Origin of the sequence: Pseudomonas sp. NPDC078416, assembly GCF_050268485.1 — a bacterium.
In the GTDB taxonomy this organism is placed as follows: Bacteria; Pseudomonadota; Gammaproteobacteria; order Pseudomonadales; family Pseudomonadaceae; genus Aquipseudomonas.
The window spans coordinates 1-15426 of sequence record NZ_JBNNGV010000011.1 but is presented as its reverse complement, the minus strand read 5'-3'; the positions used below and the strand labels follow the sequence as shown (position 1 = coordinate 15426).

The window sequence follows — 15426 nt, the reverse complement described above, 5'->3', positions numbered from 1 at the left end:
CTGCTAGCGAGACTTCACCAGTGCTGCAAAATATTCGTGTCGTCCTTGTCGGTACCAGTCATCCCGGGAATATCGGTGGCGCCGCACGTGCCATGAAAAACATGGGCCTTTCGCGTCTGGTGCTGGTTGATCCTGCCATGTTTCCCCACCATGAAGCCGATGCGCGGGCGTCTGGCGCGGGCGACATTCTGGAAGGCGCGCAGGTGGTGGCGACGCTGGAAGATGCGTTGGCAGGCTGCAACCTGGTGTTGGGCACCAGCGCCCGGGACCGCCGCATTCCCTGGCCGCTGCTCGACCCTCGCGAAGCGGGTGTCAAGACCGTCGAGCACGCCGCGCTGGGCGAAGAGATCGCACTGGTGTTCGGTCGTGAATACGCCGGCCTGACCAATGAAGAGCTGCAGCGCTGCCATTACCACGTGCATATTCCTTCGGACCCGGAATTCAGCTCGTTGAATCTGGCCGCCGCCGTGCAGGTCTTGAGTTACGAAACCCGCATGGCCTGGCTTGCGGCCGATGGGCAGGCGAGCAAGGTGGAGAAGTTCGAAGTCAACTCCGTACGCAGTACCGAGCTGGCGACCATGGATGAGATGGAGAAATTCTATGAGCACCTCCAGTCCACGCTGGTCACCATTGGCTTCCTCGATCCCGAGAAGCCGCGTCATCTGATGGCGCGTCTGCGTCGTCTGTACGGGCGCTCTGCGGTGAATCGATCCGAGATGAGCATCTTGCGCGGCATTCTCACCGAGACCCAGAAAGCGGCAAATGGCGAACCCTATAAGCGGAAGGATCAGTAATGTTCGAGCGTTTGCGGGAAGACATTCAAAGCGTGTTTCATCGTGACCCGGCGGCTCGAAATGCCTTTGAAGTGCTGACCTGCTACCCCGGCATGCACGCGATCTGGCTGCATCGGCTCTCTGGCTGGCTGTGGCGCAATGATCTGAAATGGCCGGCGCGCATGGTTTCCAATTTCGGTCGCTGGTTGACGGGGATCGAGATTCATCCGGGCGCCACAGTAGGTCGGCGCTTTTTCATCGATCACGGAATGGGCATCGTCATCGGCGAAACAGCCGAGATTGGCGACGACGTGACCCTGTACCAGGGCGTGACACTGGGCGGCACCAGTTGGAACAAGGGCAAGCGCCATCCGACGCTGGAGTCCGGCGTGGTTGTTGGCGCGGGCGCCAAGGTGCTCGGCCCGTTCACGGTGGGCGCCGGAGCAAAGGTCGGCTCCAACGCGGTGGTGACCAAACCTGTGCCGGCGGGCGCAACGGTGGTGGGCATTCCGGGGCGCATCATCGTCAAGTCGGACGACGAGGCCGAAGCCAAGCGCAAGGCGATCGCCGAGAAGCTCGGCTTCGATGCTTATGGCGTCAGCGAGGATATGCCTGATCCGGTAGCGCGCGCGATCGGGCAGTTGCTCGATCACCTGCAGGCGATGGACGTTCGCGTTGAAGACATGGGCAAGGCGTTGAAAAGCCTGGGCGGCGAATACCGCGAGAAAGAGCTGCCCGAGCTGCGCCAGGACGTGTTCGACTGCATGAAAGAACGTTCCGAGGTTGATGCTGCCCGCAAATAACACAGCGCGCGTCTGCAGGCGGCACAAGTGCCAATCGCTGGCGCGTTTTGCTATGATGCGGCCGCGCTTTTGCGGGTAATCCCGACTGCTCCACTAGGTCTTATAGTTGACTTAAATACTCGGGAATAGCATACTCGCGCTCATTCCGAACCTCCGCGGTAAACGCCATGCGACTGACTACAAAAGGCCGATACGCTGTCACTGCCATGCTCGACCTGGCATTGCATGCGCAGCATGGGCCAGTGTCCCTGGCCGATATCTCCGAGCGGCAAGGGATTTCCCTTTCCTACCTTGAGCAACTGTTCGCCAAGCTGCGCCGCGGGAATCTGGTTTCCAGCGTACGCGGTCCCGGCGGTGGTTATCAGTTGTCCCGCGACATGCAGGGCATTCAGGTAGCGCAGGTAATCGACGCCGTCAACGAATCGGTTGATGCGACGCGTTGCCAAGGGCTCGGTGATTGTCATGCTGGCGACACCTGTCTGACCCACCACTTGTGGTGCGACCTCAGCCAGCAGATTCACGAATTTCTAAGCGGTATCAGCCTGGCCGACCTCGTCACTCGCCGTGAAGTGCAAGAAGTCGCCCAACGTCAGGATCTGCGCCGTTGCGGTAGCAAGACGCAGACACTGGACAAGATTGAAACATCCGCCGTTGAGTGAACGCAGATGAACGCGCGGCGCGCCTGCCCGATAGGAGATATTCAATGAGATTGCCAATTTACCTCGATTATTCCGCAACGACCCCGGTCGATCCGCGTGTTGCGCAAAAAATGAGCGATTGCTTGCTGGTGGATGGCAACTTCGGTAACCCGGCGTCGCGCTCCCACGTCTTTGGCTGGAAGGCTGAAGAAGCGGTCGAGAACGCGCGTCGTCAGGTCGCCGATCTGGTCAACGCCGATCCGCGCGAAATCGTCTGGACTTCCGGTGCTACCGAGTCCAACAACCTCGCGATCAAGGGCGCTGCGCATTTCTATGCCTCCAAAGGCAAGCACCTGATCACCAGCAAAATCGAACACAAAGCCGTGCTCGACACCATGCGTCAGCTTGAGCGTGAAGGCTTTGAAGTCACCTACCTCGAACCGACCGAAGATGGCCTGATCACTCCGGCCATGATCGAAGCGGTCATGCGCGACGACACCGTTTTGGTCTCGATCATGCACGTCAACAACGAGATCGGTACGGTGAACGACATCGCTGCCATTGGCGAAATGACCCGTTCACGCGGTGTGCTTTTCCACGTCGACGCAGCGCAGGCCACCGGCAAGGTTGAAATTGACCTGGCCAACCTCAAAGTTGACTTGATGTCGTTCTCGGCCCACAAGACCTACGGTCCTAAAGGCATTGGCGCACTGTGGGTCAGCCGCAAGCCACGTGTCCGCATCGAAGCCGAAATGCACGGTGGCGGTCACGAGCGTGGTATGCGTTCCGGCACGCTGGCGACGCACCAGATCGTCGGCATGGGCGAAGCGTTCCGCGTGGCCAAGGAAGACATGGCTGCCGAGAACGTTCGCATCAAAGCCTTGAGCGATCGCTTCTATCAGCAGGTTGCGCACCTGGAAGAGTTGTACGTCAACGGCAGCATGACTGCCCGTGTGCCTCACAACCTCAACCTGAGCTTCAACTATGTAGAAGGCGAGTCGCTGATCATGGCGCTCAAGGATCTGGCGGTATCGTCCGGCTCCGCGTGCACCTCGGCTTCGCTTGAGCCTTCTTACGTGTTGCGCGCCCTGGGCCGTAACGACGAGTTGGCACACAGCTCGATCCGTTTCACCTTCGGTCGCTTCACCACTGAAGAAGAGATCGACTACGCCGCGCAGAAAGTCTGCGAGGCAGTCACCAAGCTGCGCGCCTTGTCGCCGCTGTGGGACATGTTCCAAGACGGCGTCGACATCTCCAAAATCGAGTGGGCGGCGCACTAATTCGAAGTCGCCACACAGGGGCGCTTTGACAACAGATTTGTTCGAAGCGCTCCACGAGCGACGTGTTGTACCTGATGAGGATTGCACCATGGCTTACAGCGAAAAGGTCATTGACCACTACGAGAACCCCCGCAACGTCGGCAAGATGAACGCGGAAGATCCTGATGTCGGCACCGGCATGGTCGGCGCGCCGGCATGCGGCGACGTCATGCGTCTGCAGATCAAGGTTAACGAGCAAGGCATCATCGAAGACGCCAAGTTCAAAACCTACGGTTGCGGTTCTGCCATCGCGTCTAGCTCCCTGGCCACCGAGTGGATGAAGGGCAAGACTCTGGATGAAGCAGAGACCATCAAGAACACTCAGCTGGCTGAAGAACTGGCCCTGCCGCCAGTGAAGATCCACTGCTCCGTACTCGCTGAAGACGCCATCAAGGCGGCCGTTCGCGACTACAAGCAGAAGAAAGGTCTGCTCTAAGCAGCGCCTGTTCCGCTGCGTTAAGTAACTTGCGTGAGGTAAGGAGTTCCGATGGCTATCAGCATGACCGAAGCGGCCGCCAACCATGTACGCCGCTCCCTCGATGGGCGTGGCAAGGGTGACGGCATTCGTCTGGGCGTTCGCACGACCGGTTGTTCAGGCCTTGCTTACGTGCTCGAGTTTGTCGATGAGCCGGAAAGCGAAGACACGGTGTTCGAGTATCACGGCGTCAAGGTGATCATCGATCCCAAGAGCCTGGTTTATCTCGACGGCACCGAGCTCGATTTCGTGAAGGAAGGGTTGAACGAAGGCTTCAAGTTCAACAATCCCAACTCGCGCGGTGAGTGTGGCTGCGGCGAAAGCTTCAACGTCTGAGGCTTATTGTGGGTACTCCTTGTCACTTTGCTTTATTCGACCTGCAGCCGGGCTTCAGTCTGGATCTTGACCTACTGGCGACGCGTTACCGCGAGCTTGCCCGGAGCGTGCACCCCGACCGTTTTGCCGACGCCCCCGAGGCTGAGCAACGGGTTGCGCTGGAGCGCTCCGCCACGCTGAACGACGCCTACCAAACGCTGAAGAACGCGCCCAAAAGGGCGCGTTATCTGTTGGCGTTGAAGGGCGAAGTTCCGCTGGAAGTCACTGTGCAGGATCCCGACTTTCTGATGCAGCAGATGCAGTGGCGCGAAGAACTCGAAGATCTGCAGGGCGAAGCGGATCTGGCCGGTGTCGCGGTATTCAAGCGCCGGCTGAAGGTTGCCCAGGAAGAACTGAACGAAAGCTTCGCGGCCTGTTGGGACGATGCTGCACAGCGTGAGCAGGCCGAAAGGCTGATGCGCCGCATGCAGTTCCTCGACAAGCTCTCCTACGAAGTGCGCCAGCTCGAAGAGCGCCTCGACGATTAACCCCGCGCCGTCCTTCTGGGGCGGCTCGCCAGTGATATCAGAAAAGCAATGGCTCTACTGCAGATCGCCGAACCCGGCCAAGCTCCAAAACCTCATCAACGTCGCCTGGCTGTCGGGATTGACCTCGGCACTACCAATTCGTTGGTGGCTGCCCTGCGCAGCGGAATCAGCGAGCCGCTTCCCGACGCACACGGTCAGGTCATCCTGCCGTCTGCCGTTCGCTACCACGCCGATCGCGTCGAAGTGGGCCAGCCGGCCAAGGACGCCGCGGCGACAGATCCGCTGAACACCATCATTTCCGTCAAGCGCCTGATGGGCCGCGGGATCTCCGATGTGAAGCACTTGGGTGGGCAGTTGCCTTACCGCTTCACCGGTGGCGAGTCCCACATGCCGTTCATTGAAACCGTGCAGGGCCCGAAGAGTCCGGTCGAAGTGTCGGCCGACATTCTCAAGGTGCTGCGCCAGCGCGCTGAAGAAACCCTGGGTGGCGAACTGGTCGGCGCGGTCATCACCGTTCCTGCTTATTTCGACGATGCCCAGCGCCAGGCCACCAAAGACGCCGCGAAGCTGGCAGGCCTCACCGTACTTCGCCTGCTCAACGAGCCCACTGCGGCTGCCGTGGCGTATGGGCTGGATCAGAACGCGGAAGGCGTGGTCGCCATTTACGATCTGGGCGGCGGCACTTTCGACATCTCGATCCTGCGCCTGACCGGTGGCGTGTTTGAAGTGATGGCCACCGGCGGCGACAGCGCGCTGGGCGGCGATGATTTCGACCACGCCATCGCGACCTGGATCATTGCTGAAGCCGGTCTTTCCGATGACCTTGATCCGGCTGCCCAGCGCCGCCTGATGCAGACGGCGTGCTCGGCGAAAGAATCCCTGACTGACGCCGATTCGGTCGACGTCGTCCATGGCGACTGGCAGGGAGTGCTGACCCGCGCCGCATTCGATGCCCTTGTCGAGCCCATGATCGCCCGCAGCCTTAAAGCCTGCCGTCGTGCCGTTCGTGATTGCGGCATCGAGCTGGATGAAGTCGAAGCCGTGGTCATGGTGGGCGGTTCCACCCGTGTTCCGCGAGTTCGCGAAGCCGTTGCCGAGCTATTCGGCCGCCAGCCGTTGACCGAGATCGACCCGGATCAGGTAGTCGCCATCGGCGCTGCCATCCAGGCCGATACCTTGGCAGGCAACAAGCGCGACGGTGGCGAGCTGTTGCTGCTCGACGTCATCCCGTTGTCCCTGGGGTTGGAGACCATGGGCGGCTTGATGGAGAAGGTTATTCCGCGCAACACCACGATCCCGGTGGCCCGCGCCCAGGAATTCACCACTTACAAAGACGGTCAGTCGGCCATGATGATCCACGTGCTGCAAGGCGAGCGTGAGCTGATCAGCGACTGCCGTTCACTGGCGCGCTTCGATCTGCGCGGCATTCCCGCGATGGTCGCCGGCGCTGCGAAAATTCGCGTGACCTTCCAGGTCGACGCCGATGGCCTGCTCAGCGTTTCCGCCCGCGAGCTGGCGTCGGGCGTGGAATCGAGCATTCAGGTCAAGCCTTCGTATGGCCTGACTGACGGCGAAATCACCCGCATGCTCAAGGATTCGTTCCAGTACGCCAGCGATGACATGGTAGCTCGTGCGCTGCGTGAACAGCAGGTCGACGCCCAGCGTTTGCTCGAAGCGGTCGAAGGTGCGTTGCAGGCCGATGGCGAGCGCTTGCTCGATGCCGAAGAGCGCATGGTGATCGACATGCAGATGGAAGAACTTCGTGAATTGATGAAGGGCGATGACGGTCCGGCCATCGAGCTGCAGACCAAGCGTCTGTCGCAGGTGACCGATGCGTTCGCCGCCCGCCGCCTGGACTCGACGGTGAAAGCCGCGCTGTCAGGGCGCAACCTGAATGAGATTGAGGAATAACTGATGCCGCAGGTCACATTTCTGCCACACGCCGAGCATTGCCCGGACGGGATGGTTGTCGAGGCCGAAGTCGGCAAGTCGATTCTGGAACTCGCCCACGATCACCACATCGAGATAGAAAGCGCATGCGGCGGCGTCTGCGCCTGCACCACCTGCCATTGCATCATTCGCAAGGGGTTTAATTCCCTCGAAGAAGCGGACGAGCTGGAAGAGGACTATCTTGATCGTGCGTGGGGTCTGGAAGCGCAGTCCCGCCTGGCGTGCCAGGCCAGGGTCGGTACGGAAGACCTGACTGTCGAGATTCCGAAATATTCGCTTAACCACGCTGCCGAAGCGCCGCACTGATCGAGAAGCTGTCATGAGTTACGGTTGGAATGACGTACAACGCATCGCTGAAGAACTCGCCGAGACTCATCCCGGCGTTGACCCATATTCAGTCGGGTTTACCAAGCTGCAACAGATGATCAAGGAACTGCCGGATTTCGACGACACCTCTGGCCGCGTCGGTGAGAAGGTGCTCGAAGCGGTCCAGACGCTCTGGGCCGACGAAATCGACTGATCAGATTTGCACGTTAGGCAATAACATCAAACCCGCGTATAATTCGCGGGTTTAATTTTTCGCAATAATCACTGCTTCTGGAGTTACACCATGGCTGTTCAACGTACTTTCTCGATCATCAAGCCTGATGCTGTTGCCAAAAACGTCATCGGCGAGATCACCACCCGTTTCGAAAAAGCCGGTCTGCGCGTTGTCGCTTCGAAACTGAAGCAACTGTCCAAAGCTGAAGCAGAAGGTTTCTACGCTGAGCACAGCGCCCGTGGCTTCTTCGGTGATCTGGTTGCATTCATGATCTCCGGCCCGGTTGTTGTTCAGGTTCTGGAAGGCGAAAACGCTATCGCTCTGAACCGCGAGCTGATGGGTGCTACCAACCCTAAAGAAGCCGCTGCCGGCACCATCCGTGCTGACTTCGCTGATTCCATCGACGCCAACGCTGTTCACGGCTCCGACTCCGAAGCCGCTGCTGCTCGTGAAATCTCGTACTTCTTCGCTGCTACCGAGGTAACCACTCGCTAAGCTATTGCTGCGAGTGAGGGTGAATCCATGACTGAATCAACTGGCAAAATCAACCTGTTGGGTCTGACCCGGCTGGAAATGGAAAAATTCTTCGAGTCTATCGGGGAGAAACGCTTCCGCGCCGGTCAGGTCATGAAGTGGATTCACCACTTTGGCGTCGATAACTTCGACGCCATGACGAACGTCGGCAAGGCCCTGCGCGAAAAGCTGCAGAGCCGTGCCGAAATTCGGGGTCCTGAAGTCGTCAGCGAGGACATCTCCACCGACGGTACCCGCAAGTGGGTCGTCCGTGTCGAGTCCGGCAGCTGCGTCGAGACCGTTTACATTCCGCAAGGCAAGCGCGGCACCCTGTGTGTCTCGTCCCAGGCGGGTTGTGCGCTGGATTGCAGTTTCTGCTCAACCGGCAAACAAGGCTTCAACAGCAACCTCACCGCCGCCGAAGTCATCGGCCAGGTGTGGATTGCCAACAAATCTTTCGGCAGTGTCCCGGCTACCGTCGACCGTGCCATCACCAACGTGGTGATGATGGGCATGGGTGAGCCATTGCTGAACTTCGACAATGTCGTTGCCGCCATGCATCTGATGATGGATGACCTGGGGTATGGCATTTCCAAGCGCCGGGTGACGTTGTCCACCTCCGGCGTGGTGCCGATGATCGATGAGCTGTCCAAACACATCGACGTCTCGCTGGCCCTTTCGCTGCACGCGCCCAACGACGCGCTGCGCAACCAGCTGGTGCCGATCAACAAAAAGTACCCCCTGAAGATGCTCCTTGAGTCCTGCCGCAACTACATGTCTGCGTTGGGCGAGAAGCGCGTGTTGACCATCGAGTACACGCTGCTCAAGGACATCAACGACAAGCCTGAGCACGCCATCGAGATGATCGAGCTGCTCAAGGACACGCCGTGCAAGGTCAACCTGATCCCGTTCAATCCGTTTCCGCATTCGGGCTATGAACGCCCCAGCAACAACGCGATCCGTCGTTTCCAGGATCTGCTGCATCAAGCCGGCTTCAACGTCACCGTGCGTACCACGCGCGGTGAAGACATCGATGCTGCCTGCGGCCAGCTGGTCGGGCAGGTAATGGACCGCACCCGTCGCAGCGAGCGCTATATCGCTGTTCGGGAGCTGAGTGCCGATGCCGACGTGGTGCAGGTCGCTTCCGCTCGCAATTGAATGCGAACTTGACTGAGAGGATCTCTATGTCCCTGCGCGTTGCGCTGCTGCTCTGTTTTGCCACGCTGCTGGTCGGTTGTGTGTCCACCGGCAACGTCGATCCGCTGAGTACCAGCAAGGGGCGTGAGGAAGCTCGTCAGGCTTACGTGCAATTGGGGTTGGGTTATCTTCAGCAAGGCCAGATGGAGCGTGCGAAGGCGCCTCTGAAAAAGGCACTCGAGCTGAATGGCTCCGATGCGGACGCCAATGCCGCGCTGGCCCTGGTGTTTCAGGCCGAGATGGAGCCCGAGCTGGCGAACCAGTATTACGAAAAAGCGTTGTCGGCACGTTCCAAGGACGCGCGTATCCTCAACAATTACGGCAGCTTTCTCTACCAGCAGAAGCGTTACAAGGAAGCCTACGAGCGCTTCGAGCAGGCCGCCGAGGTTAACCTCTACGCCGAGCGCGCCCGGGTGTTCGAGAACCTCGGTATGACGGCTGTGATGCTCGGCGATCGCGACACCGCCCGTGAGCATTTTGACAAAGCGCTGCGCCTCGATCGTCAACAGCCACGCGCGTTGCTGGAAATGGCTGAGTTGTCGTACGAAGATAGGCATTATGTGCCGGCGCGCGATTACTACGAGCGTTTCAGCCAGTTAAGCGAGCAGAATGCGCGGAGCCTGTTGCTCGGCACGCGGCTGGCGAAGGTGTTTGATGATCGCAACAAGGCAGCCAGTTACGGGCTGCTTCTAAAAAGACTCTATCCCGGTACGCCGGAATATCAGCAATACCTGTCGGAGCAATGATGAAAGCGGCGCATCCCGAAGTTGTAGCAGCCACTCGCACGAACCCAGGCGAAACATTGCGACAGGCCCGCGAGAGCAAGAACTGGTCGCTGCCAGATGTGGCGTTGAGGCTTAACCTCACTGTGACGTCCTTGACTCATCTGGAAGCCGGCGATTTTGACAAGCTCCCCGGTCATACCTTTGCCCGCGGCTATGTCCGTGCCTACGCCAAGCTGCTGGACCTTGATCAAGCTGCATTGGTCAGTGCGTTCGACCAGTACACCGGCACCGACGGCAAGGGCAGCAGCGTTCATGCGCTGGGCCGAATCGAAGAGCCAGTACGCCTGTCTCACAACATTCTGCGCATCGTCAGCCTCTTGCTGCTCATCGCACTGATCGGCGGCGGCTTCGTGTGGTGGCAGGATCAAGCCACGCTGCGCGGCAAGGAACCGACCAATCTGGGCATGGAGCACGTCGAAGTCGAAAGCGCCGACGGCACCACCCAGATCCATCCGCTCGACGAGCCGGAAGATCAAGCTGTCGCTCAAGGCCAGACCGCGCTGCCGTTGAACAACGCCGAGCCTGCGTCCGCGCCTGAAGCTCCTGCTTCATCCAGCAGTGCACCCGGCAGCACGGGCACCGTTGCGGGCGCTGTTGTACCCCACAGCACATCCACCACCGCACCGGTGACACCTGCGCATACCGCGTCGACTCCAACCGCGCCGGTCACCACCGTTGCGCCAACGCCTGCGACCACCGCACCCGTCAATACCGCGCCAAGTGCAACGGCCGACACCGCACCCGTACCGGCAGGTGCCGGACGCGTGCAGGTTCAGTTTGTGAACGATTGCTGGACCCAGGTCACCGATGGCAACGGCAAGGTGCTGATGAGCGGCCTCAAGAAAAAAGGCGACAGCCTCGACGTCAATGGCAAGCCGCCGCTGACGTTGCGCCTGGGCTTCGCTCGCGGCGCGCAGGTCAGCTACAACGGTCAGCCGGTTGATGTGGCACCTTTCACCAGTGGCGAAACTGCTCGCCTGAAGCTAGGGCAATAAGTCATGCACGGCGAATCTCCGATCAAACGTCGCGAATCTCGTAAAATCTGGGTCGGCTCGGTGCCGGTCGGTGGCGATGCCCCGATCGCAGTGCAGAGCATGACCAACAGCGACACCAATGATGTCGCGGCCACCGTGGCGCAGATCAACCGTCTGGAAGCCGCGGGCGTGGACATCGTCCGCGTATCGGTGCCGGACATGGACGCTGCCGAGGCCTTTGGCCGTATAAAACAGTTGGTCAAGGTCCCGTTGGTCGCTGACATTCACTTCGACTATAAAATCGCCCTGCGCGTGGCCGAGTTGGGCGTCGATTGCCTGCGCATCAACCCGGGTAATATTGGCCGTGAAGACCGCGTCCGCGCGGTGGTCGAGGCGGCCCGTGATCGCGGCATTCCGATCCGCATCGGCGTCAACGCCGGTTCGCTGGAAAAAGATCTGCAGAAAAAGTACGGCGAGCCAACGCCCGCTGCATTGGTCGAGTCCGCGCTGCGTCACGTCGAGCATCTGGATCGTCTGGATTTCCAGGACTTCAAGGTCAGCGTCAAGGCCTCTGATGTGTTCATGGCGGTTGAGGCTTATCGTCTCCTTGCCAAGCAAATCATCCAGCCGTTGCACCTGGGTATCACTGAAGCAGGCGGTTTGCGCTCGGGCACAGTGAAATCGGCCGTCGGCCTAGGTATGCTGCTGGCCGAAGGGATCGGCGATACCATTCGTATTTCGCTGGCTGCCGATCCGGTTGAAGAAGTGAAGGTCGGTTACGACATCCTCAAGTCGCTGCGCCTGCGTTCCCGTGGCATCAACTTCATCGCCTGCCCGAGCTGCTCGCGGCAGAATTTCGATGTGGTCAAAACCATGAACGAGCTGGAAGGGCGCCTTGAAGATTTGCTGGTCCCGCTGGATGTTGCGGTGATCGGTTGCGTCGTGAACGGTCCCGGCGAGGCGAAAGAAGCCCACGTCGGTCTGACCGGAGGCACACCGAACCTGATCTACATCGACGGCAAGCCGGCGCAAAAGCTGACAAATGACAATCTGGTGGATCAGCTTGAACGCTTGATCCGTCAGAGAGCGGCCGAAAAGGTCGAGGCCGACGCAGCGTTGATCGCGCGCGGCTAACCCAGTTTCCAAGGAATATTTGTGAGTAAGTCTCTGCAAGCCATTCGTGGCATGAACGACATCCTGCCGGATCAGACGCCGCTGTGGCGCTACTTCGAAGGCACCGTATCGCGTTTGCTGGATAACTACGGTTATCGCCAGATTCGCATGCCGATCGTCGAGTTCACCGACCTGTTCAAGCGCTCCATCGGCGAAGTCACCGACATCGTCGAGAAAGAGATGTACACCTTCGCCGACCGCAATGGCGATTCGCTGACCCTGCGCCCTGAAGGCACAGCGGCCTGCGTGCGTGCGGTCCTTGAACACGGCATCACCGGCGGCGGTCAGGTGCAGAAACTCTGGTACATCGGCCCGATGTTCCGCCACGAGCGTCCGCAAAAAGGCCGTTACCGTCAGTTTCACCAGATCGGCGTCGAGGTGTTCAACCTCGATGGTCCGGACATCGACGCCGAGCTGATCGTCCTGACCTGGCGCCTGTGGGGCCTGCTGGGTATCCGCAATGCGGTCAAACTGGAACTCAACAGCCTGGGCACCAGTGAAGCCCGCGGCCGTTATCGTGAGGCGCTGGTCGAGTATCTCTCGGCGCGTCACGAGCAACTGGACGAAGACAGCCAACGCCGTCTGAAAACCAACCCGCTGCGTGTGCTCGATACCAAACACCCTGAAACCCAGGCCGTGCTGGTCGATGCACCCAAGCTGGCGGATTACCTGGACGACGAATCCCGGGTCCACTTCGAAGGCCTGAAGGCGCGTCTCGACGCGGCGGGCATTCCGTACGTGATCAACCCGAAGCTGGTTCGCGGCCTGGATTACTACAGCAAGACTGTATTCGAGTGGGTCACTGACCAGCTCGGCGCCCAGGGCACTGTCTGCGCGGGCGGCCGCTACGACGGTCTGGTCGAGCAGATGGGCGGCAAGCCGACATCGGGCGTGGGCTTTGCCATGGGCATCGAACGTCTGGTGCTGTTGCTGGAAACCCTCGAGCAGATTCCCGAAGAGATCGCCCGTACGGTCGACGTTTACGTCTGCGCTTTTGGCGAGGCCGCCGAACTGGCAGCACTGACGCTGTCAGAGCGCTTGCGCGATCAGGCGCCGAACCTGCGTCTGCAAGTCAATGCCGGGGCTGGCAGCTTCAAGAGCCAGTTCAAGAAGGCCGACAAGAGCGGCGCGCTGTACGCGCTTATCCTTGGTGACGAAGAACTGGCGCGCAAGGAAGTGGGCGTCAAGCCGCTGCGCGGTCAGGGCGAGCAACAGAATATTGCCTGGGATGCTCTGTCCGAGTACCTGGCCACCTGCATTTCGCAGGGTTGAAGCAGATAAAAGCCGATTTAGCGAATAGGAGTATTGGGGTGTCGAGTACCGATGATGATGAGCTGGTTGCCGTAAAGGACTGGTGGCAGCGTAACGGCAAGCCTTTGGTGACCGGCGGCCTGCTGGCGGTGATCGTGGTGTTGGGCTGGCAAGGCTGGCAGCGCTATCAGAACAACCAGGCGCAAGGTGCTTCGGCGCTTTATCAGCAATTGCTGGAAACCGCACTGACGCCCAGCGGCCAGGCCGATGCAGGCCGTGTGGCCGAGATCGCCGGCAAGCTGAAGAGCGAATTCGGTGGCACTGCTTATGCTCAGTACGGCAGCCTGTTCGTGGCCAAGGTGGCCGTGGACACGGGCAAGCTGGATGATGCTGCGAACGAACTGAAATCCGTGACCGACAAGCCGGCCAACGCGACCCTGGGTGAAATCGCCCGTCAGCGTCTGGCTCGCGTGCTTGCTGCACAGAACAAGGCCGAAGACGCGCTGAAGCTGCTCGACGGTCAGGCCGACCAGTCGTTCGCGGCCAGCCGTGAAGAGCTGCGCGGTGACCTGCTGGTTCAGCTGGGTCGCACCGATGATGCCTATGCTGCATACAAAAAGGCCAAGGCGGCGCTTTCCGAAGAAGCGGCTGTTGGCGGTCTGCAAATGAAGCTCGACGATCTGGCGAAAGGGGATGCGTGACGTGATTCGTTGGAAACATGCAGCATTGCTGGCTCTGGCCATTCTGGCCGCGGGTTGCAGCAGCAACAGCAAAAAAGAGCTGCCTCCGGCAGAGCTCGTCGACTTCAAACAGGAAGTGACCCTTCAGAAGTTGTGGAGCCGTTCTGTCGGTGACGGTCAGGGCGACATCTACAACATGCTGGTTCCGGCGATCGACGGCGAGAACATCTACGCTGCCGATGCGAACGGGCTGGTCATGGCGATCAATCGCAGCAACGGCGATGTGGTCTGGAAAAAAGAGCTTGAGCAACCCGTCTCCGGCGCCGTCGGCGTAGGTTTCGGTCTGGTCATGCTCGGCACGTTGCGCGGCGAAGTCATCGTCCTCGATGAAGCCACCGGCGAGCAGAAGTGGAAAGCCAAGGCGACCAGCGAAGTGCTGTCCGCACCGGCCACCAACGGCAGTGTCGTGGTTGCCCAGACTCAGGACGACCGGGTTATCGGTTATGACGCCATCACTGGCGATCAGCGCTGGATCTACGAAAGTAGCCCTGCGGTTCTGACATTGCGTGGCACCGGTGCGCCGATCGCCACCCCATCGCTGGCGATCGCAGGTCTGTCGACCGGCAAGGTCGTGGCGCTGGACATCAACAACGGCGTGCCGGCCTGGGAGCAGCGCGTTGCCGTTCCGACTGGTCGCTCCGAGCTGGATCGGGTGGTCGATATCGACGGCGGCTTGCTGCTGTCCGGCAACACGCTGTATGTCGCGACCTACCAGGGTCGTGTAGCCGGTCTGGAACTGCAGAGCGGTCGCGTGCTGTGGCAGCGTGATGCCTCGAGCTACTCGGGTGTGGCGCAAGGGTTTGGCAGCGTTTACGTCTCGCTGGCCAACGGCACCGTGGAAGGCATCGATGAGCGCTCTTCCACCGGTCTGTGGAGCAACGACTCGCTGGCCCGTCGCCAACTCGGCGCGCCGGAAGTGTTCTCCAGCTACGTCGCGGTCGGTGACATGGAAGGCTATCTGCACCTGCTGAGCCAGGTCGATGGCCATTTCGTCGCCCGTGAAAAGATTGACAGCGATGGCCTGCGGGCTCGCCCGCTGGTCTCCGGCAGCACCATTTACGTCTTTGGCAACAGCGGCAAGCTGGAAGCGCTGACGATCAAGTAGTGGCTGTCTATGCTTGGGGAGGTCGTGTTTCGGCTTCCCCGGGCGGCCCCGCTTTTATGGGGCCTGCGACGTTTCGGCGTCGCTCCGAACTCCGGCCGCTGCCTTGCAGCGGCTTTTGTATTTTCTGAAATAACGAAGTGGAGAGCCGCATGGTTCCCGTAATCGCCCTGGTGGGTCGACCGAACGTCGGCAAGTCCACCTTGTTCAACCGCCTGACCAGGACTCGCGACTCCGGAAACGGTCAGGTGGCTCAGGCTCTCGGAACCGTCGTTATCGACCAGCGTGGTGCCGATGTTCAGGTGGATGGCCGTGTCTTCCGGGCCGGT

18 protein-coding genes and 1 pseudogene are annotated in these 15426 nt (G+C 60.1%); all 19 read left to right on the top strand.

Translation table 11 applies throughout. The features are described from left to right. Positions 1-20 precede the first annotated feature (20 nt). Complete coding sequence (trmJ, locus tag ACQKEN_RS12455) at positions 21-794, top strand: tRNA (cytosine(32)/uridine(32)-2'-O)-methyltransferase TrmJ (protein ID WP_074886355.1); 774 nt, start codon at positions 21-23, stop codon at positions 792-794. Beyond that, positions 794-1576: a serine O-acetyltransferase gene (cysE, locus tag ACQKEN_RS12450; protein ID WP_427685807.1), complete on the top strand. Its 783-nt coding sequence runs from the start codon at positions 794-796 to the stop codon at positions 1574-1576. The genes trmJ and cysE overlap by 1 nt, the downstream gene beginning before the upstream one ends. A gap of 167 nt (positions 1577-1743) precedes the next feature. After that, a complete protein-coding gene (gene iscR / locus ACQKEN_RS12445) occupies positions 1744-2235 on the top strand; it encodes a Fe-S cluster assembly transcription factor (RefSeq protein WP_427685805.1) in 492 nt (163 codons plus the stop codon). A 44-nt stretch (positions 2236-2279) separates the two neighbouring features. After that, positions 2280-3494 carry an IscS subfamily cysteine desulfurase gene (locus ACQKEN_RS12440; protein WP_133776204.1) on the top strand — a complete coding sequence of 405 codons (1215 nt, stop codon included), beginning with the start codon at positions 2280-2282 and terminating at the stop codon, positions 3492-3494. 88 nt (positions 3495-3582) lie between these two features. Next, complete coding sequence (iscU, locus tag ACQKEN_RS12435; RefSeq protein ID WP_062383507.1) at positions 3583-3969, top strand: Fe-S cluster assembly scaffold IscU; 387 nt, start codon at positions 3583-3585, stop codon at positions 3967-3969. 51 nt (positions 3970-4020) lie between these two features. Further along, positions 4021-4344, top strand: a complete 324-nt coding sequence (gene iscA / locus ACQKEN_RS12430; protein ID WP_065990022.1) for an iron-sulfur cluster assembly protein IscA — start codon at positions 4021-4023, stop codon at positions 4342-4344. 8 nt (positions 4345-4352) lie between these two features. Continuing rightward, a complete protein-coding gene (hscB, locus tag ACQKEN_RS12425) occupies positions 4353-4871 on the top strand; it encodes a co-chaperone HscB (protein WP_427685802.1) in 519 nt (172 codons plus the stop codon). A 48-nt stretch (positions 4872-4919) separates the two neighbouring features. Beyond that, positions 4920-6782, top strand: coding sequence for a Fe-S protein assembly chaperone HscA (gene hscA / locus ACQKEN_RS12420; RefSeq protein WP_427685800.1), 1863 nt, complete (start codon positions 4920-4922; stop codon positions 6780-6782). Between the two features lie 3 nt (positions 6783-6785). Next, positions 6786-7127 (top strand): ISC system 2Fe-2S type ferredoxin, encoded by a 342-nt coding sequence (gene fdx / locus ACQKEN_RS12415; protein ID WP_427685798.1) that lies wholly within the window; start codon positions 6786-6788, stop codon positions 7125-7127. Between the two features lie 13 nt (positions 7128-7140). After that, on the top strand, positions 7141-7341 hold the full coding sequence (gene iscX / locus ACQKEN_RS12410) for a Fe-S cluster assembly protein IscX (RefSeq protein ID WP_427685796.1): 201 nt from the start codon (positions 7141-7143) through the stop codon (positions 7339-7341). A 90-nt stretch (positions 7342-7431) separates the two neighbouring features. Next, positions 7432-7857 (top strand): nucleoside-diphosphate kinase, encoded by a 426-nt coding sequence (gene ndk / locus ACQKEN_RS12405; protein ID WP_007916882.1) that lies wholly within the window; start codon positions 7432-7434, stop codon positions 7855-7857. Between the two features lie 27 nt (positions 7858-7884). Then, positions 7885-9033 (top strand): 23S rRNA (adenine(2503)-C(2))-methyltransferase RlmN, encoded by a 1149-nt coding sequence (gene rlmN, locus ACQKEN_RS12400; RefSeq protein ID WP_192170740.1) that lies wholly within the window; start codon positions 7885-7887, stop codon positions 9031-9033. Between the two features lie 26 nt (positions 9034-9059). Beyond that, positions 9060-9818 (top strand): type IV pilus biogenesis/stability protein PilW, encoded by a 759-nt coding sequence (gene pilW / locus ACQKEN_RS12395; RefSeq protein ID WP_427685794.1) that lies wholly within the window; start codon positions 9060-9062, stop codon positions 9816-9818. Beyond that, positions 9818-10852, top strand: a complete 1035-nt coding sequence (locus ACQKEN_RS12390; RefSeq protein ID WP_427685792.1) for a RodZ domain-containing protein — start codon at positions 9818-9820, stop codon at positions 10850-10852. Before pilW ends, ACQKEN_RS12390 begins: the two co-directional genes overlap by 1 nt. A 3-nt stretch (positions 10853-10855) precedes the next feature. Then, on the top strand, positions 10856-11965 hold the full coding sequence (gene ispG / locus ACQKEN_RS12385; protein ID WP_133776197.1) for a flavodoxin-dependent (E)-4-hydroxy-3-methylbut-2-enyl-diphosphate synthase: 1110 nt from the start codon (positions 10856-10858) through the stop codon (positions 11963-11965). 21 nt (positions 11966-11986) lie between these two features. Further along, a complete protein-coding gene (gene hisS, locus ACQKEN_RS12380) occupies positions 11987-13276 on the top strand; it encodes a histidine--tRNA ligase (RefSeq protein ID WP_427685790.1) in 1290 nt (429 codons plus the stop codon). 38 nt (positions 13277-13314) lie between these two features. After that, positions 13315-13956, top strand: a complete 642-nt coding sequence (locus ACQKEN_RS12375; protein ID WP_427685788.1) for a tetratricopeptide repeat protein — start codon at positions 13315-13317, stop codon at positions 13954-13956. Next, positions 13949-15100: an outer membrane protein assembly factor BamB gene (gene bamB / locus ACQKEN_RS12370; protein ID WP_427685786.1), complete on the top strand. Its 1152-nt coding sequence runs from the start codon at positions 13949-13951 to the stop codon at positions 15098-15100. The genes ACQKEN_RS12375 and bamB overlap by 8 nt, the downstream gene beginning before the upstream one ends. A gap of 149 nt (positions 15101-15249) precedes the next feature. Further along, a pseudogene (locus ACQKEN_RS12365) lies at positions 15250-15331 on the top strand (GTPase); the annotation flags it as partial. Positions 15332-15426 lie beyond the last annotated feature (95 nt).

Excerpts from the sequence above, each read along its gene's own strand:
- pilW (WP_427685794.1), top strand. The coding sequence starts at position 9,060 with ATGTCCCTGCGCGTTGCGCTGCTGCTCTGTTTTGCCACGCTGCTGGTC.
- iscX (WP_427685796.1), top strand. The coding sequence starts at position 7,141 with ATGAGTTACGGTTGGAATGACGTACAACGCATCGCTGAAGAACTCGCC.
- ACQKEN_RS12390 (WP_427685792.1), top strand. The coding sequence starts at position 9,818 with ATGAAAGCGGCGCATCCCGAAGTTGTAGCAGCCACTCGCACGAACCCA.
- ispG (WP_133776197.1), top strand. The coding sequence starts at position 10,856 with ATGCACGGCGAATCTCCGATCAAACGTCGCGAATCTCGTAAAATCTGG.
- bamB (WP_427685786.1), top strand. The coding sequence starts at position 13,949 with ATGCGTGACGTGATTCGTTGGAAACATGCAGCATTGCTGGCTCTGGCC.
- iscA (WP_065990022.1), top strand. The coding sequence starts at position 4,021 with ATGGCTATCAGCATGACCGAAGCGGCCGCCAACCATGTACGCCGCTCC.
- ndk (WP_007916882.1), top strand. The coding sequence starts at position 7,432 with ATGGCTGTTCAACGTACTTTCTCGATCATCAAGCCTGATGCTGTTGCC.
- iscR (WP_427685805.1), top strand. The coding sequence starts at position 1,744 with ATGCGACTGACTACAAAAGGCCGATACGCTGTCACTGCCATGCTCGAC.
- iscU (WP_062383507.1), top strand. The coding sequence starts at position 3,583 with ATGGCTTACAGCGAAAAGGTCATTGACCACTACGAGAACCCCCGCAAC.
- rlmN (WP_192170740.1), top strand. The coding sequence starts at position 7,885 with ATGACTGAATCAACTGGCAAAATCAACCTGTTGGGTCTGACCCGGCTG.
- hscA (WP_427685800.1), top strand. The coding sequence starts at position 4,920 with ATGGCTCTACTGCAGATCGCCGAACCCGGCCAAGCTCCAAAACCTCAT.
- ACQKEN_RS12440 (WP_133776204.1), top strand. The coding sequence starts at position 2,280 with ATGAGATTGCCAATTTACCTCGATTATTCCGCAACGACCCCGGTCGAT.
- cysE (WP_427685807.1), top strand. The coding sequence starts at position 794 with ATGTTCGAGCGTTTGCGGGAAGACATTCAAAGCGTGTTTCATCGTGAC.
- fdx (WP_427685798.1), top strand. The coding sequence starts at position 6,786 with ATGCCGCAGGTCACATTTCTGCCACACGCCGAGCATTGCCCGGACGGG.